Source organism: Pseudarthrobacter sp. TE9888 (assembly GCF_056279345.1).
The window spans coordinates 1,758,195-1,784,559 of sequence record NZ_JBWBRD010000002.1; the positions used below are offsets into that span (position 1 = coordinate 1,758,195).

At 66.7% G+C, this 26,365-nt stretch carries 24 protein-coding genes; 16 read left to right on the forward strand and 8 right to left on the reverse strand.

Features of this window, described 5'->3' with window-relative positions; all coding sequences use genetic code 11:
* The first annotated feature begins 81 nt into the window (after positions 1-81).
* Entirely contained in the window at positions 82-2,547 is a 2,466-nt protein-coding gene (locus ACZ9J7_RS08855; RefSeq protein WP_476208713.1) for a molybdopterin oxidoreductase family protein, read from the forward strand.
* A complete protein-coding gene (locus ACZ9J7_RS08860; protein ID WP_476208715.1) occupies positions 2,544-3,026 on the forward strand; it encodes a hypothetical protein in 483 nt (160 codons plus the stop codon). Before ACZ9J7_RS08855 ends, ACZ9J7_RS08860 begins: the two co-directional genes overlap by 4 nt.
* Here ACZ9J7_RS08860 and ACZ9J7_RS08865 read toward each other — a convergent pair.
* A complete protein-coding gene (locus tag ACZ9J7_RS08865; RefSeq protein WP_476208717.1) occupies positions 3,023-3,793 on the reverse strand; it encodes a MerR family transcriptional regulator in 771 nt (256 codons plus the stop codon). The genes ACZ9J7_RS08860 and ACZ9J7_RS08865 overlap by 4 nt on opposite strands.
* 232 nt (positions 3,794-4,025) lie before the next feature.
* Here ACZ9J7_RS08865 and ACZ9J7_RS08870 point away from each other — a divergent pair, with 232 nt between their 5' ends.
* The 4 genes from ACZ9J7_RS08870 to ACZ9J7_RS08885 are packed head-to-tail and all read left to right on the forward strand — an operon-like array spanning position 4,026 to position 8,814.
* The gene (locus ACZ9J7_RS08870; protein ID WP_476208719.1) at positions 4,026-4,895 is read left to right on the forward strand and encodes an alpha/beta hydrolase fold domain-containing protein; all 870 of its coding nucleotides are present in this window, start codon (positions 4,026-4,028) and stop codon (positions 4,893-4,895) included.
* A 58-nt stretch (positions 4,896-4,953) separates the two neighbouring features.
* The gene (locus ACZ9J7_RS08875) at positions 4,954-5,835 is read left to right on the forward strand and encodes a fumarylacetoacetate hydrolase family protein (RefSeq protein ID WP_476208721.1); all 882 of its coding nucleotides are present in this window, start codon (positions 4,954-4,956) and stop codon (positions 5,833-5,835) included.
* A complete protein-coding gene (locus tag ACZ9J7_RS08880) occupies positions 5,835-7,601 on the forward strand; it encodes an FAD-dependent monooxygenase (RefSeq protein ID WP_476208723.1) in 1,767 nt (588 codons plus the stop codon). The genes ACZ9J7_RS08875 and ACZ9J7_RS08880 overlap by 1 nt, the downstream gene beginning before the upstream one ends.
* Positions 7,579-8,814: a DUF3500 domain-containing protein gene (locus ACZ9J7_RS08885; protein WP_476208725.1), complete on the forward strand. Its 1,236-nt coding sequence runs from the start codon at positions 7,579-7,581 to the stop codon at positions 8,812-8,814. Before ACZ9J7_RS08880 ends, ACZ9J7_RS08885 begins: the two co-directional genes overlap by 23 nt.
* Before the next feature lie 188 nt (positions 8,815-9,002).
* On the opposite strand, the gene ACZ9J7_RS08890 is transcribed toward ACZ9J7_RS08885, so the two are convergent.
* The 5 genes from ACZ9J7_RS08890 to ACZ9J7_RS08910 form a co-directional block, all read right to left on the reverse strand.
* Positions 9,003-10,073 carry a quercetin 2,3-dioxygenase gene (locus ACZ9J7_RS08890; RefSeq protein WP_476208727.1) on the reverse strand — a complete coding sequence of 357 codons (1,071 nt, stop codon included), beginning with the start codon at positions 10,071-10,073 and terminating at the stop codon, positions 9,003-9,005.
* 124 nt (positions 10,074-10,197) lie between these two features.
* On the reverse strand, positions 10,198-10,497 hold the full coding sequence (locus ACZ9J7_RS08895; RefSeq protein ID WP_476208729.1) for a DUF4193 domain-containing protein: 300 nt from the start codon (positions 10,495-10,497) through the stop codon (positions 10,198-10,200).
* Between the two features lie 201 nt (positions 10,498-10,698).
* Positions 10,699-12,078, reverse strand: coding sequence for an MFS transporter (locus ACZ9J7_RS08900; protein ID WP_476208730.1), 1,380 nt, complete (start codon positions 12,076-12,078; stop codon positions 10,699-10,701).
* Positions 12,079-12,351: 273 nt separating this feature from the next.
* On the reverse strand, positions 12,352-14,532 hold the full coding sequence (locus tag ACZ9J7_RS08905; RefSeq protein WP_476208732.1) for an amylo-alpha-1,6-glucosidase: 2,181 nt from the start codon (positions 14,530-14,532) through the stop codon (positions 12,352-12,354).
* 129 nt (positions 14,533-14,661) lie between these two features.
* Positions 14,662-15,225 (reverse strand): hypothetical protein, encoded by a 564-nt coding sequence (locus ACZ9J7_RS08910; protein WP_476208734.1) that lies wholly within the window; start codon positions 15,223-15,225, stop codon positions 14,662-14,664.
* 317 nt (positions 15,226-15,542) lie between these two features.
* Here ACZ9J7_RS08910 and ACZ9J7_RS08915 point away from each other — a divergent pair, with 317 nt between their 5' ends.
* Entirely contained in the window at positions 15,543-16,751 is a 1,209-nt protein-coding gene (locus tag ACZ9J7_RS08915) for an aspartate transaminase (RefSeq protein ID WP_476208735.1), read from the forward strand.
* Positions 16,752-16,797: 46 nt separating this feature from the next.
* The gene (locus tag ACZ9J7_RS08920) at positions 16,798-17,493 is read left to right on the forward strand and encodes a 4-carboxy-4-hydroxy-2-oxoadipate aldolase/oxaloacetate decarboxylase (RefSeq protein WP_476208737.1); all 696 of its coding nucleotides are present in this window, start codon (positions 16,798-16,800) and stop codon (positions 17,491-17,493) included.
* A gap of 149 nt (positions 17,494-17,642) precedes the next feature.
* Here the strand turns inward: ACZ9J7_RS08920 and ACZ9J7_RS08925 are convergent, their stop codons facing one another.
* Both ACZ9J7_RS08925 and nac read right to left on the reverse strand, forming a co-directional pair.
* On the reverse strand, positions 17,643-17,885 hold the full coding sequence (locus ACZ9J7_RS08925; RefSeq protein WP_476208738.1) for a hypothetical protein: 243 nt from the start codon (positions 17,883-17,885) through the stop codon (positions 17,643-17,645).
* A 122-nt stretch (positions 17,886-18,007) separates the two neighbouring features.
* Positions 18,008-18,958, reverse strand: coding sequence for a nitrogen assimilation transcriptional regulator NAC (gene nac / locus ACZ9J7_RS08930; protein ID WP_476208740.1), 951 nt, complete (start codon positions 18,956-18,958; stop codon positions 18,008-18,010).
* 393 nt (positions 18,959-19,351) lie between these two features.
* Here nac and ACZ9J7_RS08935 point away from each other — a divergent pair, with 393 nt between their 5' ends.
* The 8 genes from ACZ9J7_RS08935 to ACZ9J7_RS08970 all read left to right on the forward strand — a co-directional run bounded on the left by ACZ9J7_RS08935 (position 19,352) and on the right by ACZ9J7_RS08970 (position 26,303).
* The gene (locus ACZ9J7_RS08935; RefSeq protein ID WP_476208742.1) at positions 19,352-20,137 is read left to right on the forward strand and encodes a LamB/YcsF family protein; all 786 of its coding nucleotides are present in this window, start codon (positions 19,352-19,354) and stop codon (positions 20,135-20,137) included.
* Between the two features lie 2 nt (positions 20,138-20,139).
* Positions 20,140-20,871 (forward strand): 5-oxoprolinase subunit B family protein, encoded by a 732-nt coding sequence (locus ACZ9J7_RS08940; RefSeq protein ID WP_476208744.1) that lies wholly within the window; start codon positions 20,140-20,142, stop codon positions 20,869-20,871.
* Positions 20,868-21,881 carry a 5-oxoprolinase subunit C family protein gene (locus ACZ9J7_RS08945; protein WP_476208745.1) on the forward strand — a complete coding sequence of 338 codons (1,014 nt, stop codon included), beginning with the start codon at positions 20,868-20,870 and terminating at the stop codon, positions 21,879-21,881. Before ACZ9J7_RS08940 ends, ACZ9J7_RS08945 begins: the two co-directional genes overlap by 4 nt.
* A gap of 142 nt (positions 21,882-22,023) precedes the next feature.
* Positions 22,024-22,785: an SDR family oxidoreductase gene (locus ACZ9J7_RS08950; protein ID WP_476208747.1), complete on the forward strand. Its 762-nt coding sequence runs from the start codon at positions 22,024-22,026 to the stop codon at positions 22,783-22,785.
* A gap of 43 nt (positions 22,786-22,828) precedes the next feature.
* A complete protein-coding gene (locus ACZ9J7_RS08955; RefSeq protein WP_476208749.1) occupies positions 22,829-23,782 on the forward strand; it encodes a 2-hydroxyacid dehydrogenase in 954 nt (317 codons plus the stop codon).
* Between the two features lie 63 nt (positions 23,783-23,845).
* Positions 23,846-24,616: an SDR family oxidoreductase gene (locus tag ACZ9J7_RS08960; protein WP_476208751.1), complete on the forward strand. Its 771-nt coding sequence runs from the start codon at positions 23,846-23,848 to the stop codon at positions 24,614-24,616.
* Positions 24,616-25,692, forward strand: a complete 1,077-nt coding sequence (locus ACZ9J7_RS08965) for an L-idonate 5-dehydrogenase (RefSeq protein WP_476208753.1) — start codon at positions 24,616-24,618, stop codon at positions 25,690-25,692. The genes ACZ9J7_RS08960 and ACZ9J7_RS08965 overlap by 1 nt, the downstream gene beginning before the upstream one ends.
* Positions 25,689-26,303, forward strand: coding sequence for a gluconokinase (locus tag ACZ9J7_RS08970; protein ID WP_476208754.1), 615 nt, complete (start codon positions 25,689-25,691; stop codon positions 26,301-26,303). The genes ACZ9J7_RS08965 and ACZ9J7_RS08970 overlap by 4 nt, the downstream gene beginning before the upstream one ends.
* Positions 26,304-26,365: the final 62 nt, after the last annotated feature.

The following is a 26,365-nucleotide window of genomic DNA, read 5'->3' on the forward strand; positions in this document are numbered from 1 at the left end:
CAGCAAGCCATTCCGGGTACGGAATCCGGTAGGGACAACGTCGCAGTTGTTGCCCGCCAGTGCCTGTAAGGAGATGGACGGATGGCTCGGATTGACCGGATAGCTGAACCATGGGGGACACGGACGCCGTACGGCAGCGGCGCTGACTGGCCGGTCAGGGTGGATACCCACCTGGCCGAAGGCGTGGCCCCGGAGGACGTGGACCGGTGGGTCCAGACGGCCTCGCTCCTGCACTCCAACGGCGACGCCATGGACATCGCCGTCAAGGACAACAGGATCGTCGGCGTGCGGGGACGGGCCGTTGACCGCGTCAACCACGGCCGCCTGGGACCGAAGGACCTGTACGGCTGGCAGGCCAACGCTTCCCCGGACCGGCTCACCAAACCCCTTATCCGTGAGGGCGGGAAGCTGGTGGAAACGGACTGGGACACTGCCATGAAGCGCATCGTGGACAAGTCCAAGGCGCTGCTCGCGGAACAGGGCCCCAGCGCCCTTGGCTTCTACACCACCGGCCAGCTCTTCTCCGAGGAGTACTACACCCTGGGCACTATGGCCCACGGCGGCATCGGCACCAACCACGTGGACGGCAACACGCGGCTGTGCACGGCGACGGCTGGCGAGGCGCTGAAGGAATCCTTCGGCTGCGACGGGCAGCCCGGCTCCTATACTGACGTGGACCACGCCGATGTCATCGCCCTGTACGGGCACAACGTGGCCGAAACCCAGACCGTCCTCTGGACCCGGATGCTGGACCGGCTGGCCGGCCCCAACCCGCCCAAGATCATCTGCGTGGACCCGCGCATGACGCCCGTGGCCAGGGCCGCCACCATGCACCTGGCGCCGCGGCCCGGCACCAACGTGGCCCTCATGAACGGCATCCTGCACGAGATCATCACCAACGGCTGGGTGGACCAGGAGTACATCCAGGCGCACACCGTGGGGTACCCGGAGCTCGAAAAAGAGGTCAAGAACTACCCGCCGGCCCTGGTGGCGGAAATCTGCGGCGTCCCGGCGGAGGAGATCACCGAGGCGGCCAGCATCATTGGCCACGCGGAGCGGCTGCTGTCCACGGTGCTGCAGGGCTTCTACCAGTCCAACCAGGCCACTGCGGCTGCCGTCCAGGTGAACAACGTCAACATCATCCGCGGCATGCTGGGCAAGCCCGGCTGCGGCATCCTGCAGATGAACGGCCAGCCCACCGCCGAAAACACCCGCGAATGCGGGGCCGACGGCGACCTTGCCGCCTTCCGGAACTGGTCCAACGATGCGCACATCCAGGACCTGGCCAGGGTCTGGAACATCGATCCCATGTCCATCCCGCACTACTCCCCGCCCACGCACGTCATGCAGATGATGCGGTACGCGGAGGACGGTTCCATCCGGATGCTGTGGGTCAGCGGCACCAACCCTGCCGTCTCGCTGCCCGAGCTGGCACGCATCCGCGGCATCCTGGAACAGGACCGCCTGTTCCTGGTGGTGCAGGACATCTTCCTGTCCGAGACGGCCCAGCTGGCCGACGTCGTCCTTCCCGCCGCCACCTGGGGCGAAAAGACCGGCACTTTCACGAATGTGGACCGCACCGTCCACCTCTCCGAGAAGGCCGTGGACCCGCCGGGCGAGGCCCGGCCGGACCTGGAGATCTTCATCGACTACGCCCACCGCATGGGCCTGCAGGACAAGGACGGGCAGCCGCTGATCAAGTGGCACGACCCCGAATCCGCCTTCGAGGCCTGGAAGGAATGCACCCGGGGACGGCCCTGCGACTACACCGGCATCACCTACGACAAACTGCGCGGCGGCTCCGGAATCCAGTGGCCCTGCAACGACGAGAACCCGGACGGCACGGAACGCATTTACGCTGACGGAAAATTCTGGGCGCACCCCGAGTACTGCGAAACCTACGGCCGCGACCTCATCACCGGTGCGCCCGTGGAACCCACGGAGTACAAGGCCCTGAACCCGGAGGGCAAGGCCATCATCAAGGCCGCCGAATACATGCCGCCGCACGAGCTGCCCAGCCAGGACTTCCCGCTCCAGCTCATCACAGGCCGCACGCTCTACCAGTTCCACACCCGCACCAAGACGGGACGGGCTCCGGAGCTGCAGGCGGCCGCGCCTGACGTGTGGGTTGAGTTGTCCGCGGACGACGCCGGCGCGTACGGGATCGCCGAAGGCGACCTTGCCGAGGTGGCGACGCCCCGCGGTTCGGTCCGTGCCAAGGTGCGGATCAGCGGCATCCGGAACGGCGTGCTGTTCCTGCCTTTTCATTACGGCTACTGGGACACCGACGGCGGGCACCAGCCGGACGGCGCCGGCAGGGCGGCGAACGAACTGACCATCACCGACTGGGATGCGGCATCCAAGCAGCCCATCTTCAAGACGGCTGCAGCACGCATCACCCGGGTTTCCGGCGGCGACGGGCCCTCTCCGGCGCCCACCACCACGGCGTCGGCACCCGCCGGCGACTTCCCGGAAGACGCCAGGACCAAGGGCATCGCCACCGCTTTGGCGGACGAGGCAACCGGCACGGCAGGAGGGGCACGATGAAATTCGGGCTGGTACTGGAGGAAATGCACCGCTCCGAGAACGACCTGGCGCACCATCTACTGGTTATCTCCGACCGGCACAAGGTGGACCACGAGATCTACCACCTGGCCCGGGACCTGGCCCGCTGGTCGCAGCAGCACGTCCGCGACATCGCGGACATTGCCAAGAACTACGGCCAAAACCTGGACCCGGAGCCCCGCGGTGAGGCCGGGCTGATGGAAACCATCCGGGAGAAGGGCAGCGAGGTGGTGGGCCGGCGCCCCGAAACCGGCATGCTGCTGCTGCGCGACCTCCGCGAGCTGTACCTGAAGGCCTGCGGGGTGTCAGCGGACTGGGAACTGCTGGCCCAGGCCGCCCAGGGGATGAAGGACAAGAACCTCCTGGCCCTGGCGGAGAAGTGCCACCCGCAGACCATCCGCCAGATGAAGTGGGCCAACGGCAAACTGAAGGAATCGGCCACCCAGATCCTGGTCAGCTAAGGGCCGGCTTCGGGAACCGCCTCCCGGGCCGCCTGGAGGTGCGCCACCAGTGCCTGCAGCTGCTCCGCGGTCCATGGCAGGGCCCGGCTCAACTCGTTGCTGTTCTCGTTCCACATGGCGCGGGCGGCTTCCTTCGTGCCCTCGCTGCTGTGGAAACGCGAGCCCAGCTCATCCCAGCGGCGCACCAGCTCCCGGGCCTCGGAGCTGGCGGCGGGGATGCCCCCGTCCACCTGCCGCAGGCCTTCCTGCACGAGGCCCGCCCACTCCGTCCGTGAATCGTCCGCTGCCTCCTTCCCCAGCCGGGCACGCTGCTCCTCAAGCTCCCGGCGCTGGTCCCCGGTGAAGTAGTTCTCGAACATGGTCATCCTTTCCAAAACAGTCACGAAATCGCCGGGCCCGGCGTGCCCCTGCCTGCCGAGGCGTGCAAGCAGCTCGCGGATTGTCTGCTGGAGCTGTTGCAGCTGAAGGGCCTGGTGGTGCAAGGCATCGAGCTGCCTCAGCAGCAGTCTTTGCAGGGACTCCGGATCCCCGCCCGCTTGGTCCAGCGCCGGTGCAATCTCGGCGAGCGGCACGCCCAGGCTGCGCAGGGTCCGGATGCTGTACAGCCGCCGCAGGTCAGGTTCCGTGTAGCGGCGGTGGCCGGCGGCGGTCCGGCCGCTGGCGTGGAGCAGCCCGATGTTGTCGTAGTGGTGCAGCGCCCTGACGGTGACTCCCGTGGCCGAGGCCAGTTCGCCGGTGCTCCAGCGGGGTTCTTCCGGTTGCTCCATACCGCCCACCGTAGGACCTGACGCCGCGTCAGGTTCAACCCCGAGCAAGCGGCCGCGGCCAGGACCCAGCGCGGAGCGAACGAGTTTCATTCAGTGAAACTGGCGGCGCGTGCAGCCCGGCCCATGGCACAGAGTTGAGTCCATGAACGGGGGGCCCGTTGCGGGCCCTTGAGCAGTTCACCAACGCTTCAACACACAGCACAGAAACGGCGCGCTACACATGGAGTCAACGATGACGGGACGGCGGGTCCTCAAGGGGATCGAGTTCGCCCGGCCACAGAACGCGGAGCCGCTGCTGCTGGACCTCTACCTTCCCGCGGGAGGAAAGCGCCAGGGCGGCCGGCCGGCGGTGGTCCACTTCCACGGCGGCGGCTGGCGGACCGGGGAGCGGTCTTCGCTGGGCCCCGCTGTTGACGGTTTCGGACTCAGCCCCATCGAGCAGTTGGCAGATGCCGGGTTCGTAGTGGCCTCGGCGGACTATCGGCTCAGCACGGTTGCCACGTTCCCGGCCCAGCTGCTGGACGCCAAGGCAGCTGTCCGCTGGCTCCGCACCCACGCGGCCGAATACGGCGTGGACCCGCACCGCATCTACGCCTGGGGCGACTCGGCCGGCGGCCACCTGGCCAGCCTCCTGGGCCTGACCGCGGATTTCCCGGTCCGTGCAGGAAACGACGCGCCGGACGACGACTCCGTTGCCGGCGTCGTGGCCTGGTACCCGCCCACGGACCTGCTCAGGATGGGCGCACAGGCGCGGCCGGACGCCGTGGCCCGGGCGGATGATCCCGGATCCCGCGAAGCACTGCTGATCGGCGCGCAGCCGGCCGACGACCCGGACAAAGCGAGGGCCGCAAGCCCCCTCAGCTACGTCCACGCGGGCGCCCCGCCTTTCCTCCTTATCCATGGAACGGCGGACCGCTTCGTCCCGGTGGCGCAGTCCACCTCCCTGGCCGGGGCGCTGGAAGGCGCGGGCAGCGCCGTCGAACTCCTCCTGCTGGAGGGCGCGGACCACATGTGGGCCAGCCCGGACGGCAACAGCGGCGCCGCGGAGCAGGCCATTGCCGCCACCATCGATTTCCTCTGCCGCCAGTCGGAACAGCACTGATTTCCCACCACCATGCCGGGGCAATACGCGCACCCCGGACCAGACCGAAAGGCCTCCCATGCAGTTCATCGGCATCACCCACCACGGCGGACCCTGGGCAGCGGCGCTCGCCGGCTCCCGGGTCCTCCCGCTCACGCCGGCCGACGATTTCTGGGCCGACGCCGAGGGCTGGCAGGACAAGGCAGCAGCCCTGGTTGCCGGCGCGGCACACGCTGAAGCGTCCGACGGCGAGGGCTGGCTCAAGCGCGGCAGCGTCACCGAGGTGCCGCTGGTCCCCGCCTCCGCGCGGGTGATTTGCGTGGGGCTGAACTACAAGGCGCACGTGGCCGAGGGCAGCTTCAAGGACCAGGAACTCCCGCCGTACCCCACCCTGTTCGCCCGGTGGACAGCCTCCCTGTCCGTGGGCAACGTCCCGGTCCCGGTCCCGGCGGGCGAGGCAGGGCTGGACTGGGAAGGCGAAGTGGCCGCCTACATCGGCCGCCGCGTGGAGTCCGCCGACGAGGACACCGCCGCGGATGCCGTCTTTGGCTACTCCACGTTCAACGACATCACCTCCCGCAGGGCCCAGAAGCTCACTTCGCAGTGGACCCTGGGAAAGAACGGCGATTTCAGCGGCCCCCTGGGTCCCGTGGTGAGCCGCGACGAGGTGGGCGACCTGCGCGACGGGCTCCAGGTCCGCACCCGCGTCAACGGGATCGAAGTCCAGAACGGCAACACCCGGGACATGATTTTCTCCGTGCCGGCCATCATCTCGCTCATCAGCGAAACCTTCACCCTGCACCCGGGCGACGTCATCGCCACCGGCACCCCCGAAGGCGTGGGCTACGCCCGCACCCCGCAATGGCTCCTGCAGCCCGGCGACACCGTCGAAGTGGAGATCGAGAAGCTCGGCACCCTGACCACGCCGGTGGGCGACATCTCCCTCCGGAGCCGTGCCTGATGAACGCCTTCCCTACCGCGGCGGACCTACCGGCGGAGGCTCAGGTCCTGATCGCCGGCGGCGGCCCGAGCGGACTCTTCCTGGCCCTGGACCTCGCCTCCCGCGGTGTGCCCAGCACCGTCATCGAACCGCGGAAAGCGCTGGACCACACCCGGCCGCGTGCCAAGACCACCAACGCCCGCACCATGACCCACCTGCGCCGGCTGGGCCTCGCCGAGGTCCTCCGGGACGCGGCGCCCCTGCCCGTGGAGTACGCCCAGGACGTCATCTTCTGCACCGGCCTCACCGGGCCTTCCGCGTACGAGCTGCGCCGGTTCCGCAACGCTTTCCAGCTGGTTCCCGGCCGGTACGGGCCGCAGCCGGAGTGCGGCCAGCAGGTACCGCAGCCCATCCTCGAGGAGGTGCTCCGGGCCGCCGTCGAAAGCCACCCGCTGGTGACGTTCCTGGCCGGCTGGACCGTCACTGGCGTGAGCGTCCCGGATGGCGGGGCCGCCACGGCACCCTGCGCCGTTGTCGTTGGGGATCCCGAAGGTGCCGAACGCACCATCGACGCGGAGTACGTCATCGGGGCCGACGGCGGGTCCTCCGCCGTGCGCCGCAGCCTGGGGCTGCGGCTGGAGGGCGGCTCCGCCGAGCTGTCCAACATCAGCATCCTCTTCCGCTCGAAGTCGCTGGCGTCCGCTGTCTCCCTGGATCCTGCGGTGCAGTACTGGGTGGTGGGCTCGGAGACCTCCGGCATGGTGGGACCCATGGACCGCGACGGCACGTGGTGGGCTATTGTCCAAGGCGTGGATCCGTCCGTGACGGTCACTGCCGGGGACGCGGCAGCGATGGTCCGCTCCCTGGTGGGCTCGGACATGGACATCGAGGTGGTGGCCACCGACCCCTGGACGGCCCGGATGCTGCTGGCTCCCGAATACAGCCGCGGCAAGGTTTTCCTGGTGGGGGACGCCGCGCACCTCAACCCGCCCTGGGGCGGCCACGGATTCAACACCTGCATTGGCGACGCCGCCAACCTGGCCTGGAAGCTCGCCGCCACCATCAACGGCTGGGCCGGCCCCGGACTCCTCGCCAGCTACGGGGCAGAGCGCCGGCCGGTGGCTGCACGCACCATCCGCGACGCCGCCACCAACGGCAAGGCTTTGGCCTACCACTTCGCAGACCCGGACCTGGTTGCGACCGGCCCTGCGGGAGATGCCGCCCGCGGGGCTGCGCACCGGGTCCTCGCCGTGAAGCAGAGCGAGTTCGATTCCCTGGGCCTGGTGCTGGGCTACGACTACGGCGGTTCATCAGTGGTGGTGCCGGACGGTTCGGCCCTCCCCGACGAGGACCCCATCCGTTACGTCCCGTCCGCTGCTCCGGGGGCCCTGCTGCCCCACGCCTGGCTGGCGGATTCCCGGTCCCTTTACAGCGCCCTTGGCGCGGGCTTCACACTGCTGGCCGACGCCGGATCGCTGGGCGGGGTGGACGCCGCCGAAGTTTTCGAGCCGGTCCTGACAGCCGGTGCCCGGCAGGGCATCCCGGTGACCGTCGCCGTGGTCGGGCCTTCCGACGACGGCACGCACCTTGCGGACCTGTGGGGCGCGACTACACTGCTGGTCCGTCCGGACCAGCATGTGGCCTGGCGCGGCAGCTCCCCGGTGGAGGCCGCCGCCGCGCTGTCCGCCGCCGCGGGCTGGGCGACCGCTTTTCCTTCCGCACGTCCTGAAGAACCTGCACCTTCCATCGAGACCAGGAGCGCCCGTGTCGACGCCGTCATTCCGTGATTTCCTCTTTGCCCCGGACCACCCCCGCGTGGCGGCCATCCGCGGGCTGGACGCCCGCGAATACGCCGAGGCCGCCAAGGCCGATGCGTTCGCCGGGCCCATGATCGAGGGCTGGCGGAAGCTCTATCCGCAGCCGTTCACGGGGATCACCAGCGACGGCGTCCGCCGGGAAGGCCTCTACCCGCTGGCGCCTGCCCGGCCCGGGGAGGAAGCACCGACCGCTGACATGGTGGCTGCGGCGCGGAAGCTGTTGGGCACTCTCACAGCGGACCAGGCCGGGAAGCTCTGCTACGCCGTGGACGCGCCGGAGTGGCAGAGCTGGGCCAACCCCGAGTTCATGCAGCACGACACCGGGCTGCGGCTGGACGAGCTGGATCTTCCTGTCCGGGATGCGGTGCTGGGCGTGGTGGAGGCTTCGCTGAGCCCGGCCGGCTTTGAACTGGTGCGGAACCTGATGCGGATCAACGGCTTCCTGGGTGACCTGGTGGAGCTGCCGCTGCTCATGAACGAGTTCAGCTACAACTTCGCGCTGTATGGGGAGCCGTCTGAGACGGAGCCGTGGGGGTGGCAGCTGTTCGGCCACCACGCGGCGCTGAACTGCCTGGTGGCCGGGACGCAGCTGGTGGTCTCGCCGGTGTTCATGGGCGCAGAGCCGGACATGATCGACGCCGGCCCACATCAGGGCGTCAAGGTGTTCAAGGAGCGCATCGCCCTGGCCCGGCAGCTGATGGCCGCCCTGCCTGCGGACCTGCGGGACCGTGCTGTTGTTTATGCGGAGATGGTGGACCCGGCCATGCCCGCGGGCCGCCTCCACCCGGGCGACGAACGGCACCTGGGCGGCTGCTTCCAGGACAACCGGGTGATCCCGTACGAGGGCATCCGGGTGGCCGACATGCCGCCCGGAACCCGGGAACTGCTCGACGCCGTGGTGGAGGATTTCATCGCCTACCTGCCGGACGGCCCCCGTGCCGCCCGCCGCCGGGAGATCCAGGAACACTACGGCGAAACATTCTTCAGCTGGATCGGCGGCTGGGAAGGGGAGGAAGCGTTCTACGTCCGGGTCCAGAGCCCTGTGGTCGTGCTGGAACTGGACCACCACACCGGCGTGTTCCTGAGCAACGACGAGCCCGCCCCGTTCCACATGCACACCGTGGTCCGCACCCCGAACGGCAACGACTACGGCCGCGAACTCGTCCGGCAAGCCACGTCCTGACCTACCGACCCACCCCCACTCACCATCCCCGAACCCACCACCCACCTTCCCCCCACCCACCATCGATTGCTCCGTAACTGCCGTTTTGGGGCGCCATAACGGCAGTTACGGAGCAATCGATGGGTTCAGAAGACCAGAAGGCCCGGATTTCCTCTCGGAAGTCCGGGCCTTCTGTGTTGGATGTGGGGTTAGGGGATGTCCAGGGCTGCGCGGCGCTGCGGCGGAGGGCCGACGACGGTCAGGTCCATCTCAGCCTGGGCGCGGCCGAAGCCCTCCATGTCCATGTACGGCTCGCCGCCCTCGGTGTACATGTAGTCCTCGGTGGGCGTGTTGAAGTACTCGAAGAAGCCGTTGAACACCGACGGCGTCAGGAAGCCCACCATCTGCGTGTTGTGCGCGTCGAGCGCGAACGAGTGGATGGTCCCGGCGGGCGCGTGCACGAAGTCACCCTTGGTCAGGAGCATCTCGCGGCCGTTGGCGTAGAGCCACATGCGGCCCTCGGTGCAGAGGAAGTTCTCCGTGTGCTGGGAGTGGAAGTGCAGCGGGATGTAGGGGGCTTTGGCGCCTTTGGTGTGCACGGCGAAGTAGTTGGAACCGGTGTTAGTGGGCCGGGACAGGTAGGTGAACATGGTCTGGTAGCTGACCAGGCGCTCACCCTCCCCGGCACTGAGGAAGTACGGGCTCTGCGTGGGCGGCAGCCCGGCGTCGTGCTTGAACGACGGCGCCACACGCTCAACGTCAGGGAACGTGATGCCAAACTCGGCGCCCACCTCTGCCTGCTCCTGCAGGCTGGTCTTGTGGCCGGGGCGCACCGGCGGGACGTGCGAATCGATGGGCGTGCCCACCCGCTCGTAGTAGGCCTCGCCGCCGCCGGGGGTCATCCAGTTCAGGAAGCGGGTGTAGTGGCTGGCCATCCGGTAGGCGTGCGGGGTGTTCGGCGGAATGACCACCGAGTCGCCGGGGGTGAGGATGCGGCTCTCGCCGGGCAGCCAGACGTGCAGGATCCCGTCGAAAACGTAGAGCGTCTTGTGCTCCACTTTGTGGCTGACGAACGGGGACTCGGCACCCATGCCGCCGGAGATGTAGGCAGCGCTGAAGATGCCCCCGGTGTCGGCAGCGCGGGCGATGACCGTGACCAGCTGGCCGTTGATTTCGTGGCGCGCGCCTTCGCCCGAGGCCATGTAATACGGGACCGCCTCGCCGGGCAGCGCGTTGGCCACCGGGAGCTGCTTGTTCATTTCCTCAACGCTGAGGGACATGGTTTCCTTCTTTCCAGTCGGCCGGCCTTGCCGGAGCGTGACTTCCAGCATGGCCGCCCCACGCCCCGGCCACGAGCCCGGATTCCATTAGTTGAAATCCAAACCTGGCCGGCATGGTCCCCTGCTAGCCTTCACATTCCTTGCAGTACTTCTTGCCGTCCTTCTCACGCGCCAACTGGCTGCGGTGGTGTACCAGGAAGCAGGACATGCACGTAAATTCGTCGGCCTGCACCGGAACCACCTGGATGAGGAGCTCCTCGTTGGAGAGATCGGCGCCGGGCAGCTCAAAGCTGTCCGCGAGGTCCGTTTCGTCCATATCGGGCCCGGCCTCCCGGCGGCCGGACTTATCGGACTTCAGCTCCTCCAGGGCGACATTCGGCTCCTCCTCGGGAGCCACCCGCGGAGCGTCGTAGTCAACTGACATGTGGTGTGTTCTCCTGTCCAGCTGCTGGTGTCCAGATTGTTCCGGACAGATCGACAACGCCGGATGGGCGCAACTAATTCCCGGCCCGTGCGCCAACAGTGAAGACCTCTTAGTTGTTGGCTGTGTTGGTGCCGTAACTAAGAGGTCTTCACTTGTTCACATCAGCTCAGGGGCGAAAATCTCTCACCTCTGCTTTTCGGGCTAGCCAGCGAGGCCGCGGGCAGCTGTGCTTGGGGACATGGCCGCGGCCGTGAGGACGGACGTTTCCTGCTCGCTCTGCTGCACCTCGTCGAGCTCCCTAAGGGTGTACTTTTTGGTTTCCTTAGCGGTAAGGGCCGAGATTCCTGCCAGGACCATGAACCCAAGGGCGACCATGGACGGTCCAACCCAATCTTTCAGGTCGGGGCCAGCGAGGGCTGTCGAGAGAACGGGGCCGATGACGCCCGAGATGGCGAAGCCGATCTGGGTGCCCAGTGCGAGTCCGGAGACGCGCAGCCGGCCGGGGAACATCTCCGCGAAGAATGACGGCCAGGACGCGTTCACCATTGAGTAGAAGAGGGAGTAGTTGATGATGCCAAACAGGAAGATCAGCGACCAGTTGCCGGTCGTGATTGACCACAGGTAGGGCACCATAGTGATGCCTGCGCCGCCCGTTGCGATAAGGAACATCGTTTTGCGGCCGATCTTGTCCACAAGGAATCCCGCCAGGGGCGTGATTCCGAGGGCGATCACTGCCGAGACTGTGGTCGTCAGGAGCATGGTTGGCTTATCCAGCTTGTACCCGGCGGTTCCGAATGCCACCGAGAAGGTCTGCATCATGTAGCTGGTGCCCGCGATGAGGGCGCAGAAGACGATCCGCAGCACCGCACGCCAGTGGAAGCGCAGAAGATGCCGGAGCGGGGCAACGTTCACATTGGCGGCCTGGGCCTTTACGAACTCGGGCGGCTCCTGGACGTGGCGGCGGATCAGGTAAGCAGCAACGACCACGATGGCGGAGGCCCAGAACGGCAGCCGCCAACCCCAGCTCAGCAACTGCTCCGAGGGCATGGCGGCGATCGGGATGAAGACCAGCAGGGTGAGCAGCGTGCCTGAGGAGGAACCCAACGTGGTGAAGCTCGCGAGGAACCCGCGTCGGCCTTCGGAAGCATGCTCCAGGCTCATGGTGATGGCACTGGGCTGCTCGCCGGAAAGGCACAGTCCCTGGATGACGCGGATCAGCACGAGCAGGATCGGAGCGAGAGGACCGATTTGGGCGTACGTGGGTAGGCACCCGATCAGGAAGGTGCAGCCGCCGATGCCGAACAGGGTGATCATCATGACGAACTTGCGGCCGCGACGATCCCCCAGCGGCCCCAGGATGAGGGAGCCGAGGGGGCGTACCGCGTAGCCGACCGCGAAGGTAATCATGGCGAGCAGCACGCTGAGGCCCTGGGGCAGCTCGGGTGAGAAGAAGAGCACGTTCAGAACCAACGCCGACGAGGTGCCGTACACCGCGAAGTCGTAGTACTCCAACGTCGTGCCGATCCAGGCCGCGATTGCGGCCTTGACCGGGGTCTTCCTGGGAAGTGTGGTTTCTGTCATTTCGTCTCCGTGGGTGATGGGTGAACACCGGTTGCCGCTAAACCTGGGCTCTCGGAAAGAGATCTTGAGTGGAATATCCGGCTGGTCCTGCTGTGAGCTCTCTCGCAAGTCGTGTTGACGGCTTTTGCGGACCGGCCCCAGACATCAAGTTAACGTTTGCGGTGTGGGTCACACAAAGTCCTCTTTTATGTACCTACATAGCGATTTGTTATGGCTTGGAGTCGAGGAACCGGAGACCCTGGATAACGGGAAGCCCGCCGTGGAACGGGGACTTTAACGAGGAGGGTTTGCTGTGGGGCGGGTGTTTCCACGGCGTCGGACCGCTTCCTCGACCAGTTCGGACATCCAGGGCCGGTGGCCGCGATGAAGCCCCATGCCCGGGGGTAGTCCCGTGACGGAGGGGAGGGAGTCCGCGATGTCGATGGTGATGCGGCCGTTGCCAAGCGGGGCGTTGGAAATGTGCAGGTCCCCGAAGGAACGGGGGAGGACGGGATCGAGCCACACTCCACCGGCTGACACGACCGGGTCGTAGCGCATCAGGCTGGACACGATCTGGATGGGGGCGGTAGCTGCCCACGCCTGGGGTGAGCAGGCGGTGGGGTACGGAACGGGAGTGGCGAGGTGGTCGCGGCTGAAGCCGCAGAACAGTTCCGGGAGGCGGCCGTCGGAGAACTCTGCGGCGTCCATCATCCCGGTGGCGATTCTCTGTGCTTCGGCGATGAAGCCGTACCGGAGGAGCCCGGCGACGATGATGGCGTTGTCGTGGGGCCAGACGGACCCGTTGTGGTAACTGGCCGGGTTGTAGGCTCCCATGTTGCTGGCCAGGGTGCGAACTCCCCAGCCGCTGAACATTTCCGGTGACATCAGGTGCTCGGCGACGTACGGGGCTTTGTCTTCGTCGATCAGGCCTTGGAGCAAGCAGTGTCCCATGTTGGAAGCGCAGGCATCGACCTGCCGTTTCCTGCCGTCCAGGGCGATGGCATAGTACCCGCGCTCGGGGATCCAGAACTGCTCGTTGAACTGCTTCTTCAGCCGTGCGGCGCGGTCGGTGAGGTCGTCGCCCAAGGCCATGTCACCGGCGTCGTACGCCAGCCACGCCCGTGAGAGGTAGGCGACGTAAACGTAGGCCTGTACTTCGCAGAGCGCGATGGGCGGCTCGGCCAGGCTGCCGTCGGCAAAGTTGATGCCGTCCCAGGAGTCTTTCCAGCCCTGATTGACCAGCCCTTGGTCGTTGAGCCGCTGGTACTCAACGAAGCCGTCACCGTCCTTGTCGCCGTAGTTCACGATCCAGTCCAGCGCGCGGTCGGCGTGGGGCAGCAGGGCCTTGATGGTCTCTGCGGCGAATCCCCAACGGCTGACGGCGCCGAGCACCATCAGGAACAAAGGCGTGGAGTCCACGCTGCCGTAGTAGTTCGACTTGCCGCCCAGGGACAGGCCGCTGGAGACATCAAGCCGGACCTCGTGGAGGATCTTGCCCGGTTCCTCTTCCGTCATGGGATCCACCAAGGTGCCCTGGCGATCCGCGAGGGTCTGGAGTGTACCCAAGGCGAGCGAGGGGTCCACCGGCATCGCCATCACCGAGGCCCACAAGGAATCCCTTCCGAACAGGGTCATGAACCAGGGTGCCCCGGCGGCGACGACGACGCGCTCCGGATGGTCGGGGTCCTCGATTCTCAGGGCGCCCAGGTCGTCATAACTGCGGCGCAGGGTCCGTTCCACCGAGCGGTTGGCCACCTGCAGTACGGGGATCTTTGCGACCCACTCACGGCGGCGGCGGTCCCGGGGGGACAGGGTGTCTCCCCCGGAATGGACGAAAGCCGGTGCGTGGCCTCCATCGTCAGTGGGCAGAACGGTCAGTACGGTGCTCCATTGCCCATGAGCGGGGACCGACACCCGATATTGGACGGTGTCACCGGAGATGTCGGCACCCGGTACGTGGATAGCGGTGCCTTTTCGGACGTCCTGCCAACTGCCCCGGATGGTGAGCAGTCCATCGTCGGCTTCCCGGCTTTCCTCCCACCGTCGCCGGATCCGAGCCTCCTTCACCTCGAAGAGGTCCGCAAAGTCGGCCCCTACTTCCAGGACGACGAGGCACTCAGCCGCCTCCTGGGAGTAGTTGTAGATGGTGAGTTGCTCCTGGAGGCCGGCTCCGACCTCCCGCAGCCGTTCCACGATCAGTGGGCTGTCCGCGTAGCCGTCGGACCGGGGGATCCTTGCAACAAATGCTGCACGGAACGGCTCCTTTGTCTCCGCGGTGAGCGGTTCAAGCGCCTGTCCGTCCACAGTCAGACGCCAGATCGCAAGGATCCTGACGTCAGCCACGAAGAGGCCATGCGGCCGATCGGCCTGGATATCCCCGTTGGATGACGAGATACAGAACGATGAGCCCTCGACCAACGTCACGGAGCCTGCTCCTAGCGGCCCGGCGGCCGTATCCGCATTCCATCCCGCCATTCCGGCCTCCTCCGCGGCTTACCGAAGCGCCGGAAAGCAGACACCGTGCTTGCGGCGGCCTCTTCGAAAGACGCTACGCTTGCTCGCCAGCCGCCGCCAGAGCGGGGAGGCAAAGCCACGCCGGGACGGTCATTGCGGCTGGGCTACACGCAAGCCAACCCCCCTGGTCATTTTGCGGATCTCGTCGGACTTCAGGCCGCTTGCCCCCGCGAGTTGGTGGTCGTCAAGGAGCCGGGATTTCCTGGCCAGTGCCAGTACCTGCGTTCGTTGTTGTTCCGCATCACTCCGGGCGCCTTCGGCTGCCGCCAGCTCCGAAGCCAATCCCGCAATGAGGTGCAGATGCCCGCTTCGGGTTTGGCCGGACGGGTACAGCTCGCCGCGTGCCAGCGTGGCAGACCGGATACTGGCGGCAGGCTGGCCGGCGGCCTTCGCGACGGCGGCAACCTTCACGCCGTCGCACACGGCCTGGGCAAGGCAGTCACCCAGCTCGGCGGTGAGGGCACGGACCCTGCTGGACCGAAGTGCGAGGGTCGTCCGCAGCTGGGCCAGCATGGCCAGCGCTTGCTGGGCACGGGCCGCGGCGGGGTCCGGCTTCGGGACGCCCCGGTACCGGTACGCTGCTGCGCCGGCCCCGCCGGACCCGGTGCCGGCTGTTCGCGGAGGTATCCGTTCCTGCATCTCTCTGCGAGGCACCTCTGCTCCTTGTCTCCGTCGGTGACTTCATGCCCGCGCGGCTTCCTGCCGGCAGGCGTACCTCTCCCGGTGCGGCCCGCCTGCCTGTACGGCGTTGCGGGGCCTTCAGTGGGCCCGTTATCCACCCTGCAGGTTACGCCGCCGGCAGGCAGGTGAGGCAATACCGAAAGTGCGTGGAGCAATAGGCGAAAGTTCTAGCTGCTCCGTCATAAGGGCTGCTTATCTGTCCACGCACTTTAGGTCTTATCCAAGAGGGCGGCTCCTTCCCTAGGCTCGATTGAACCACCCTCATCCGTACCGGAAGCCTGGAAGAAACCATGCCTGAATTCGTGCCCGCATCACGCGTAACCCGTATCAAATCCTCACCAAGCGTTGCCGCGGCGGCCCGTGTCCGGGAGCTCAAGGCCGAGGGCCGCCGGATCCTGGACCTGACGGTCGGCGAGCCGGATTTCGACACGCCCCAGCACATCAAGGACGCTGCCATCGCAGCCATCGGCCGTGGTGAAACCAAGTACACATCGGTGACCGGGACGCCCGAACTGCAAAAGGCCATCCTGCAGACGCTGCATCGCAAAACCGGCCAGGAGTACGCGCCGGGCGAGATCACCATCGGAGGGGGCGGGAAGCAGGTCATCTTCACCGCGTTCATGGCCACACTCGATGCAGGCGACGAGGTTGTCATCCCCGCACCGTACTGGGTCTCCTACCCGGACATGGTGCTCGCCAACGAAGGCACCCCCGTCATCGTTTCCTGTGGTGAGGACACCGGTTTCAAACTCACCCCTGAGGCACTGGCAGGGGCACTGACGGAGCGCACCAAGTGGGTCATCCTCAACACGCCCTCCAACCCCACGGGAGCGGTGTACTCCCGCGAAGAACTGGCAGGCCTGGCCGCCGTCCTCAAGGACCACCCTGCCGTCTATGTCCTCACCGATGAGATCTACGACGAGATCCACTTCGGCGAAGTGCCCATCACCAGTCTCGTGGCCGTTGCCCCTGAGCTTAAGGACCGTGTGCTGGTCACCAACGGGGTCTCCAAGGCCTACGCGATGACCGGATGGCGGCTGGGATACGCCGGCGGACCGGCGCCCCTGGTGGCTGCCATCAACAAGCTGCAGTCCCAAATGTCCTCCTGCCCGTCCTCCATCAGCCAGGCAGCTGCCGCCGCGGCACTCACCGGAGACCAGGCATTCGTCCGTGAAAGCGTGGAGGTGTACCGCGAACGGCGCAATGCGGCAGTCGCCGGGCTGAACGCGGTCAAGGGCCTGCAGTGCGCGACGCCGGAAGGCGCCTTTTACGCGTACGTCAACTGCGCGGGGGTCGTCGGCAAGACGACGCCCGATGGCAGGAAGATCGCCAACGACGAGGACTTCACGCTGTACCTGCTGGAAGCGGCGTCTGTTGCCGTCATCCAGGGTTCGGCGTACGGACTGAGCCCCTACTTCCGGATTTCCTATGCCACCGGGCTGCCGGTGATCGAGGAATCCATCGCTGCGATCGAAAAGGCCGTCACGGCGCTCGCCTGACCCAACCACTACTTTGCCCATGCTTTCCCAACAACAGGAGCACCCCATGATCCACGTCAAAACGAAATTCGACCGGCCTTCCGAAGATGCCGTTCAGCGGCTTTCCAAGTTCTCCTCCGCCACCGTGCATGAAGCACAGGGCCGCAAAGGTGCCCTGAGTTCAAAGATCAAGCCGATCGACCGCAGCATGTCCTTCTGCGGCCCGGCGGTCACTGTGGTGTGCGCACCACGGGACAACCTGATGCTTCAGGTGGCCATCCACTACGCCCGGAAGGGCGACGTTGTCCTGGTGGCAGCCGGTGAGTACCAGGAAGCCGGGACGTTCGGCGACGTGCTGGGCAACGCCATGAAGGCGAAAGGCCTGGCCGGTATGGTCACGGACTCCGGTGTCCGCGACACCAAGGACCTTATTGAACTCGGACTGCCGGTGTTCTCCGGCAGTGTCTGTATCAAGGGGACCGTCAAGGAAACCATTGGCCCCATCAACCACCCCCTGGTGTTCGGCGACGAGATTGTCTACCCGGGCGATGTCCTGCTGGGTGACGCCGACGGCGTGGTGGTGGTCCGCAAGGATGAGATCGAGGAAGTCATCAAGCTGTCGCAGGCACGCGTCGACGCCGAAGACGAGCTCATCCGCCGCTACAAGGAAGGCGGCACCACCATCGAGCTGTGCAAGCTGACCGATGTGCTCAAGGCCAAGGGCCTGCTGGTGGAGGACGCCGAACTGGAGCCAGCTCTGTAGCTCCATACCCATCGATTGCTGCGTAAGTGCCGTTTTGAGCCCTCATAACGGCAGATACTCAGCAATCGATGGGTTTATTCGACAGAGGCCCGGGGTTCCTTTCGGAACTCCGGGCCTTGCCTGTTGCCGCTTTGAAGCCGATGTGCCGATCAGCTCATGCCGGGCAGCAGGTGGGCGGGCGGTCCCACCTGGGCGTCATCCAGGTACCACATGGTGGAGCCGCGTTTTCCGGGCGGCATCATGCTTCCCTCAAACACGAAGACCGGTTCCGTGGCGGGCGCGTCCTCTGGACGCCAGAAGCCGTTGGTGGGGCAGTGGGAACCGGTGCCGGCTTTGAGCTGGATCCTTCTTTCAGCTGAATTCCGGTACTGCACGCTGGTGATCTTTTTCATGGTGGGCTCCAAGGGAAAATAATTGCCGCGGTTGCGCCTTTGGCAAACCTTTATGGCATTTATCCTAGGACCTGCTGAATTACCTGAATAAGACTAAAGCGGCGTGACCTGATAAGGCCTGCTTATGGCGCCGAGGGCGGTGTGGTGGGGAGCGCGGGATATTTACTCCGAAGTATTTCCTGCAGCATTTCCTTGAGTACCAGCAGGACGGCGGACGCGGCTTCGGACAGGGGCTCGTGGTCTGGGGTGCACAGTGCGATTTTGCACTGCAGTGCCGGTTCGACGATCCGCAGCACCCGGAAGTCCTCCTCGTGGAACAGCGCGTCCGCAGCCGACTTTGGCAGGATGGTGGCTCCGAGGTCCGTGCGCAGCAGCCGCGTGAGGGAAGGTACTGATTCCACCTCGCCCACCAGCTTCAGCTTCAGGCCCCTGCTGTCGATGCCCGCCTGAACCACCTGCCGAAGGGTGTGGATCTGTTCCGGCAGGAAGAGCCCGACGTCGGCCACCTCGTCCAGCGTGATGGTGCCGGCCTCCGTCGCTCCCGGAAGATCCCGCCGGGAGTTCACGACCAGGTACAGGTCCTCGACGATGAGGGTGGTGAACTGCACCCCCCGGATGGGCCCCGGTTCATAAATGAGTGCCATGTCGAGACGCCCGTTCTTGATGGCCTCACTGAGCACGCCGCCGTATATCTCGGTGAGGTGCAGCACGATGTCGGGGTAGCGCCGTCCAACTTCGCTGATAATCCGTGGAGTGAGGCTTGAGGCCATGCTGTAGGGGGCGATCGCTATGGAGACGCGGCCCGAAGGCGCCGCTCCCGAAGCTGCCACATCCATTCTGGCCTGCTCCACTTGGCGCAGGATGGTCTGCGCGTGCCGGTACAGGGTATGGCCGGCCGCCGTGGGCTCCACGCCCTGCTTGCTGCGGATCAGGAGCCGCTGCTTCAGCTCCGTTTCCAGGGCCGACACCTGCTGGCTCAGCGCCGGCTGGGCCACGTGGAGGGCGGCGGCCGCCTTCGTGATGCTTCCTGAGTCGACGATCTTCACGAAGTACGCCAGTTTCCGGGTGTCCATAGCGCTCCTCTTTTCCAGCCGGGGACGGCTCAGCATGCGGGGTCATACGTTGGCGCTATGGCGGGACAGTCATTACGTCTTTGTGTGATCCGAGTCTCGGGCATAGGTTAATTGCAGATGACTTTCCAATGACCAGAACATTCTATCCCCGCCCCGGTCATCACCGATTTTGATGGTGGCATATGTTTTGCGCATAGGTAGGGAAAATGTTTATTGGAAGCACCATTTCTCTCGTCACGAAACAAGGACCCCGTACATTCTTTGGACCGGTGATAATCGCCGGCGAAGGTCATAACCGTTCCCTATAGCGTGATACCGCATTCGTCTTTGTGTGGCTCCAATCCCGATGCCACACTGATTTACACCCGCAGTACCAGCAGAGGAAGGCCCGTAATGCCCACAGTCGATCTCGTAGCAGATCTTGGTGAAGGTTTTGGCGCCTACTCGATCGGTGACGACAAAGCCCTGCTGGAAATCGTGTCCAGCGCCAATATCGCCTGCGGCTTCCACGCAGGGGACCCTGACATCATGGACGCCACGGTGGCTGAATGCGTCAGGACGGGAGTCGGCATCGGTGCGCATCCGAGCTTCCCGGATCTCCGCGGCTTCGGCCGCCGGGCCATGGACCTCACAGCTGACGAGGTCCGCACCGACGTCATTTACCAACTCGGAGCCCTGTCGGCGTTTGCCGCCTACCACGGCGGTTCCGTCTCCCACCTGGCACCCCACGGCCGCCTGGGCAACCTGGTGGCCACCCGCGCGGACTATGCCGGAGCCGTAGCGGATGCCGCCGCCCGGGTGGACCCGAAGCTGATCATCCTGGCGCAGGACGGTGAACTCGCCACCGCGGCGGTAGAGCGCGGCCTGCGGGTGGCCATCGTTGGCATCGCGGACCGCGCCTACCAGGATGACGGCACGCTGGTGCCGCGCAGCGAGCCCGGCGCCGTAATCCACGACCCCTCCGTCATCGTCCAGCGCACCGTGCGGATGGTCAGCGAAGGCCTCATTCAGACGGCCTCCGGCAGGGACATTGCCATCGAGGCAGACACGGTGCTGCTCCACGGCGACAACCCGGGCGCCGTCGAACTTGCCCGCCTGATCCGCAGCGAACTGATCGCCGCGGGCGTCACCATCGCCCCGTTGGCGCAGGTGCTCGCCGCAAAGCAGCAGGTTTCCTGACCATGGCCGCCATGACGACGACCAGCCAGACAGCGCTGGACATCTACGAGTCAGGCGACGCCGCCCTGCGCGTGGTGGCACGGTCCGGTGACGCAGAAACCAACTGGGCAACCGTCCATTCCTTGGCAGGTTGGCTGGCAGCCGCCGGCGTCGAAGGCATCCACGGCGCCGTTCCCACCTACGACTCCGTCCTGGTGGAATTCGACCCCTACCTCACCTCCGCGCGCCAGGTCCGGGCCTTCGTGCTCCTGGGCATGCGCCAGCTGGACTTCACCGGCACGGCCATGCGGGAGCCGCGACGCTTCGAAGTCCCCGTGGTGTACGGCGGCAGCTACGGGCCGGACCTGGAACGCGTGGCAGACCACCAGGGCCTGGACGTTGAGGACGTCATCGCCCGGCACACAGCCAAGACCTACGTCATCCGCTGCCTCGGAGCGCCGGCCGGTTCCCCCATGATGGACGGACCAGACTTCCCGGTCCCTGTCCCCAGGCTCAAGGACCCGCGGCTGTCCGTTCCCGCCGGTGCCGTATCCGTGGCCGGACGCCAAGCCGTGATCGCACCCGCAGTGGCACCAGGAGGCTGGTGCGTCATCGGCCAGACCCCCCTGACGGTCCTTGACGCGGCACGCGAACCCCTGGTGCCCTACGTCCCCGGCGATGAACTGCGCTTCTACCGCATTCCCGCTGAGGACTTCGGAAACTACGAGGGGCAGTTCCTGGAGGCACGGCCATGATCGGGTCACTTGTCATCCTTCAGCCCGGCCACTCAGTAGTCACCGACCTCGGCCGGACGAAGGGGCCCGCATTCGGACTTCCCGTCAACGGGGCCCTGGACCAGTTCTCGGCCAAGGCCGCCAACATCCTGGCCGGCAACGGGGACAACGATCCGCTGCTGGAACTCACTGCCCTGGACTTCAGGATGCGCGCCACCACGGACCTGCTGATCGCCGTGACCGGCGCGCCCCTGGACCTCACGGTGGGCGGCCGCGAATGCCCCCAGTGGGAGCCCGTCTCCGTCCGGGCCGGCGAAACAGTGACGGTCCGCGGAATCCGCACGGGTCTCCGCGCCTACATCGCCGTCCACGGATCCTTCACCGTCCCCACGCTGCTGGGCAGCTGCGCAGCGGACACCGTGGTGGGCTTCGGACTGAAACTCGTTGAGGGCACCCGGCTCGCAACACAAAAGACCACCGCACCCATCACGCAGCCGCATTTCGGCCTGCCCCTGTTCCGGCTGGGACTGGCAAAGCCGGAATTCACCACCCACCCGGTCATCGACGTCACCGACGGGCCGGACGTGGCCGAATTCGGCGACACCGCAGACCTGCTTTTCACCACGGAATACACCGTGAGCCCCCGGAGCAACCACATCGGCCTCCGGCTCGGCGGCGCACTGCCCGAACGCCAGCTCACCTCCGAGGTCCTCTCCCGCGGTGTCCCGGTGGGGGCCATCGAGGTTCCGTCCCGGGACGAACTGCTGGTCCTGCACCGGGGACGCGGCGTCACGGCGGGCTATCCGGTCCTGGCAGTGGTTACAAGCCGCTCCCTGGATGTCCTGGCCCAGTCCAGGCCCGGACACACCGTCACCTTCAGAAAGACATCCGTGGCTGAAGCAACGGCCATGCACCGCACAGCCTGCCTGGAACTGGACAAACTCCGGAACACCATGAACACAGTCTTCGGACTCCTCGGGATCGGCGCCGGCCAGCGCTGGTACGAACTCAGCCCGGCGTCAGGAGCCTGAACATCATGAATGCCCTTCCCTCCGCCCGGCACCGCACCCACAAACCGCTACCCAATCCCTAACCCCTGCCAACCGGCGGGCTCCTGCGTCCGGCCCCGCGCCGGACGCAGGAGCCCGTCCCTCCCACTTTCTGGAGTACCAAATGCCTTTTTCCGACTACACCACAGCCCTCGTCACCGGAGCCTCCACCGGCATGGGCGCCGCCATCGCCGAAAGGCTGGCCAAGCGCGGCCTGACCGTCCACGCGATGGCCCGCAACGAGGAACGCCTCGCTGAACTGGCGGACCGCACGGGAGCAGTCCCGCATGTGGTGGACCTGACCGACACTGCCGCGCTCACCGCCGTCGTCCGCGACCTCAAGGTGGACGTCCTGGTGAACTGTGCCGGCGTGTCCCGGCCCGGCAACATCCTGGACTCCTCCGAGCAGGACATCGACGAACTGGTGGACGTGAACCTCCGCGGGCTGCTGCAGCTCACCCGGCTGGTGCTGCCCGGCATGGTGGAGCGGGACCGGGGCCACGTGGTCAACATCAGCTCCATCGCCGGCGTGTACAACTTCTATGGCCACACCGTCTACCACGCCACCAAGGCCGCGGTGCACCAGATCTCCCGCCAGCTCCGCAACGACACCGTGGGCAAGCGCATCCGCGTCACCGAAATCTGCCCGGGCCGGGTGGAAACCGAGATTTTCGGCCGCAACCTGGGCGGCAGCCCCGAGGCCATGGAAGAAGCCTGGAATACGTACTACGAGGGCTACGAATCGCTGACTACCGACGACATTGTCAACGCCCTTGATTACGCCATTGAGACGCCGCGGCACGTGAATATTGGCATGCTTGAACTTATGCCCACGTTCCAGGTCCCGGGCGGCCTGACCTTCGACCGCCGCGAGCCCACCGCCTGACGCCCGCCCCGCACTTCACCCACCACCAACCGATAGGTCCCCAATGCAGCACGTGCACACCGTCAGCTTTCCCGATTCCCAGCTCCTGGCCGATCTGTCGCCGCTTCCCGGCAGCCTGCGCGGGGTGGTCTGGGACATGACGGAAGCCCCCGGCGGGGACTTGGGCAGCATCGACGGCGTGATCCTGCCCTACCTCAACGCCGGGGCAGTGCTGGGTTCCCTGGGGACGGTCCCGGACCTCAAGTTCGTGCAGACGCAGTCAACCGGGTACGACGGCGTGTGCGAGGCCGCCGGTCCGGGCGCCGCAGTGGCAAACGCCTCGGGCGTCCATGCAGCTGCCACCGCGGAGCTGGCCGTTGGGCTCATCCTCGCCAAGCTGCGCGGCATCGACCAGGCCGTCAAGGACCAGCAGGTCGAGAGCTGGAAGCCGCAGCGCCGCCAGTCCCTGGCCGACCGCAAGGTCCTGCTGCTGGGCATCGGCGGGATCGGCAAGGAACTGGCGCGCCGCCTGGAACCCTTCGAGGTGACCATCACCCGGGTGGGAAGCACGGCCCGCACGGACGCCGACGGGCAGGTCCACGGCCCGGACGAACTGCTTGCCCTCGCCGCGGACCACGACATCCTGGTTTCCGTCCTGCCCCTGAATGACAACACCCACCACCCGGTGGGCCGGGAGGTCCTGGCCGCCCTGCCCGACGGGGCCCTGGTGGTGAACGTGGGCCGCGGCGCCGTCGTCAGCACCGAGGCCCTGACCCGCGAAGTGGTCTCCGGCCGCCTCCAGTGCGCCATCGACGTGGTCGACCCCGAGCCGCTGCCCGCCGGCCACCCGCTGTGGTCCGCCGAGAATGCCCTCATCACCCCGCACGTGGGCGGCAACGCCTCGGCCTTTGAGCCCCGGATCCTGAAACTCCTGAAGCAGCAGCTCGAGGCGCTGGCCGCCGGCCGAACCCCGGCCAACCTGGTGCAGGAGGGGCCCTTCCAGCAGGGCACGCTCTAACGGCAGCCGGGATCTGATGCAGGCAGCGGCACGACACAACAATGAAGAGGAAGTAACCAGGACATGACAGGGCTTTTTGATCTCACGGGGCGCGTAGCCCTGGTCACGGGTTCGAGCAGGGGCATCGGTTCGGCCCTTGCCAAGGCATTGGCCGACGCCGGAGCCACAGTAGTGCTCAACGGCGTCAACCCGGAGCGGCTCAAGGACGCCGAGGCGGCCATGGCGGCAGGTTTCCCGCCCGGCCGGATCCACAGCGTGGCCTTCGACGTCACGGACGACGACGCCGCAGCCCGCAGCATCCGCTGGATCGAGGACAACGTGGGCCCGCTCGAGATCCTGGTGAACAACGCCGGCATCCAGCACCGCGTCCCCATGCTGGATCTCGATGTGGCGGACTGGGAACGCGTCCTCTCCACGGACCTCACCAGCGCCTTCCTGGTGGGCCGCGAGGCCGCCCGCCACATGATCACCCGGGGCCGGGGCAAAATCATCAACATCTGTTCCGTCCAGACCGACCTGGCCCGGCCCACCATCGCCCCGTACATCGCGGCCAAGGGTGGACTGCGGAACCTTACCCGCGCCATGACCGCCGAATGGGCGGCCTCCGGGCTGCAGATCAACGCCGTTGCACCCGGCTACATCCACACCGAAATGACCCAGAACCTGGTGGACGACGAGGAATTCAACTCCTGGATCCTGGGCCGGACACCGGCCCACCGCTGGGGCACCGTGGAGGACCTGGCCGGTCCCGTGGTGTGGCTGGCCTCGGACGGCTCCAACTTCGTGAACGGACAGACCATCTTCATCGATGGCGGAATGACGGTGGTGGTCTGATGGCAACGCCCCTTGATGTTGCATTGCCCGCCACCGGTCCTGCGCTGGTGGCGCACGCCGCCGGCGACCTGCGGATCGACGAGGTCCCGCTGCCCCAGCCCGCACCTGACGAAGCAGTGGTTGAGGTCCTCTACGGCGGCATCTGCGGCTCCGATCTCCACTACTGGCTGCACGGCGCGGCGGGGGAGTCCATCCTCAAGGCGCCCCTGGTCCTGGGCCACGAGATCTCCGGCACGGTGGTGCGCCAGGCGGCGGATGGCTCCGGGCCCCAGGCGGGAACCGCCGTCGCCGTCCACCCCGCAACGCCCGGTCCAGGCGACGCGCGCTATCCGGCGGACCGGCCCAACCTGTCACCTGGCTGCACGTACCTTGGCAGCGCCGCCCGCTACCCGCACAAGGATGGCGCCTTCAGCCGCTACGTCACGCTGCCCGTCCGGATGCTCCGCCCGCTCCCGGACAACATCGACCTGCGCACCGCGGCACTGATCGAACCCGCATCCGTCGCCTGGCACGCCGTGTCCAGGGCCGGGGACCTCCGTGGGAAAACCGCGCTGGTCATCGGCTCCGGCCCCATCGGCGCCCTCGCGGTCGCCGTCCTCAAGCGCGCAGGCGCAGCGCACATCACCGCCGTCGACCTCCATCCCAAACCGCTGGAGATCGCCACGGCCGTGGGTGCCGACCAGGTCATCAACGCCGCGGACACCGAAGCCATCGCTGCCGTGGAGGCCGACGTCGTGATCGAATCCTCCGGCAACCACCACGGGCTGGCCTCGGCCATCCGCGGCGCGGTGCGCGGCGGAACCGTGGTGATGGTGGGGCTGCTGCCCACCGGCATGCAGCCGGTGCCCATCTCGCTGGCCATCACCCGCGAACTGCAACTGCTCGGCTCGTTCCGCTTCAACGACGAGATCGACGACGTGATCGCCGCCCTCGCCGACGGGTCCCTGCACATCGAGCCCGTCATCACGCACGAATTCCCGCTGGCCGACGCCCTCCACGCGTTCGAGGTGGCCAAGGACTCCACCAGCTCCGGCAAGGTACTCCTCTCCTTCGGCGACACGGGGCAGGCCCAATGAGCGGGCACCTGCCTCCGCTGGTCGTGATGGGAGTCTCGGGCTGCGGCAAGTCCACCGTCGGCGCCCTCCTGGGCCACCGCCTGGGCAAGCCGTTCCTCGACGGCGACGACTTCCACCCCGCCGCCAACAAGGACAAGATGGGCGCCGGTATTCCGCTGACCGACCACGACCGGGAACCTTGGCTCGCCGTCCTGGGCGGGCTGCTGGCGGGACGGGACGGGTTGCCTGCGGCAGCGGCAGGGGTGCCGGGAGGAACGGCCGACGGCGGGCCAACAGTGCCGCCGATCGTCGCCTGCTCCGCGCTCAAGCACCGGTACCGCGACCTGCTGCGCAGCTATGCGCCGGACCTGGTCTTCATCCACCTCGCCGGCTCGGTGGAAACCATCGGCGCGAGGATGGAGGCGCGCGCGCACGAATTCATGCCCCGCACGCTGCTGGAATCCCAGTTCGCCGCCCTGGAGGACCTGGAGGCGGACGAGGCCCATGTCCTGGCGGACATCACACAGCCCCTCGATGTCCTTGTGGAAGCGGTGGCCCGGCAGCTTGGGGCGCACTCGACACCGTCGAATAGCCGGGCCGCGCCCACCGTGGAGACCGCCCGGGTCGCCTAGGGGGTTCCTGCGCACTCGGTGGTAGGTAGACTGGTCTACCTACCACCGATGTGAGGAGAGCC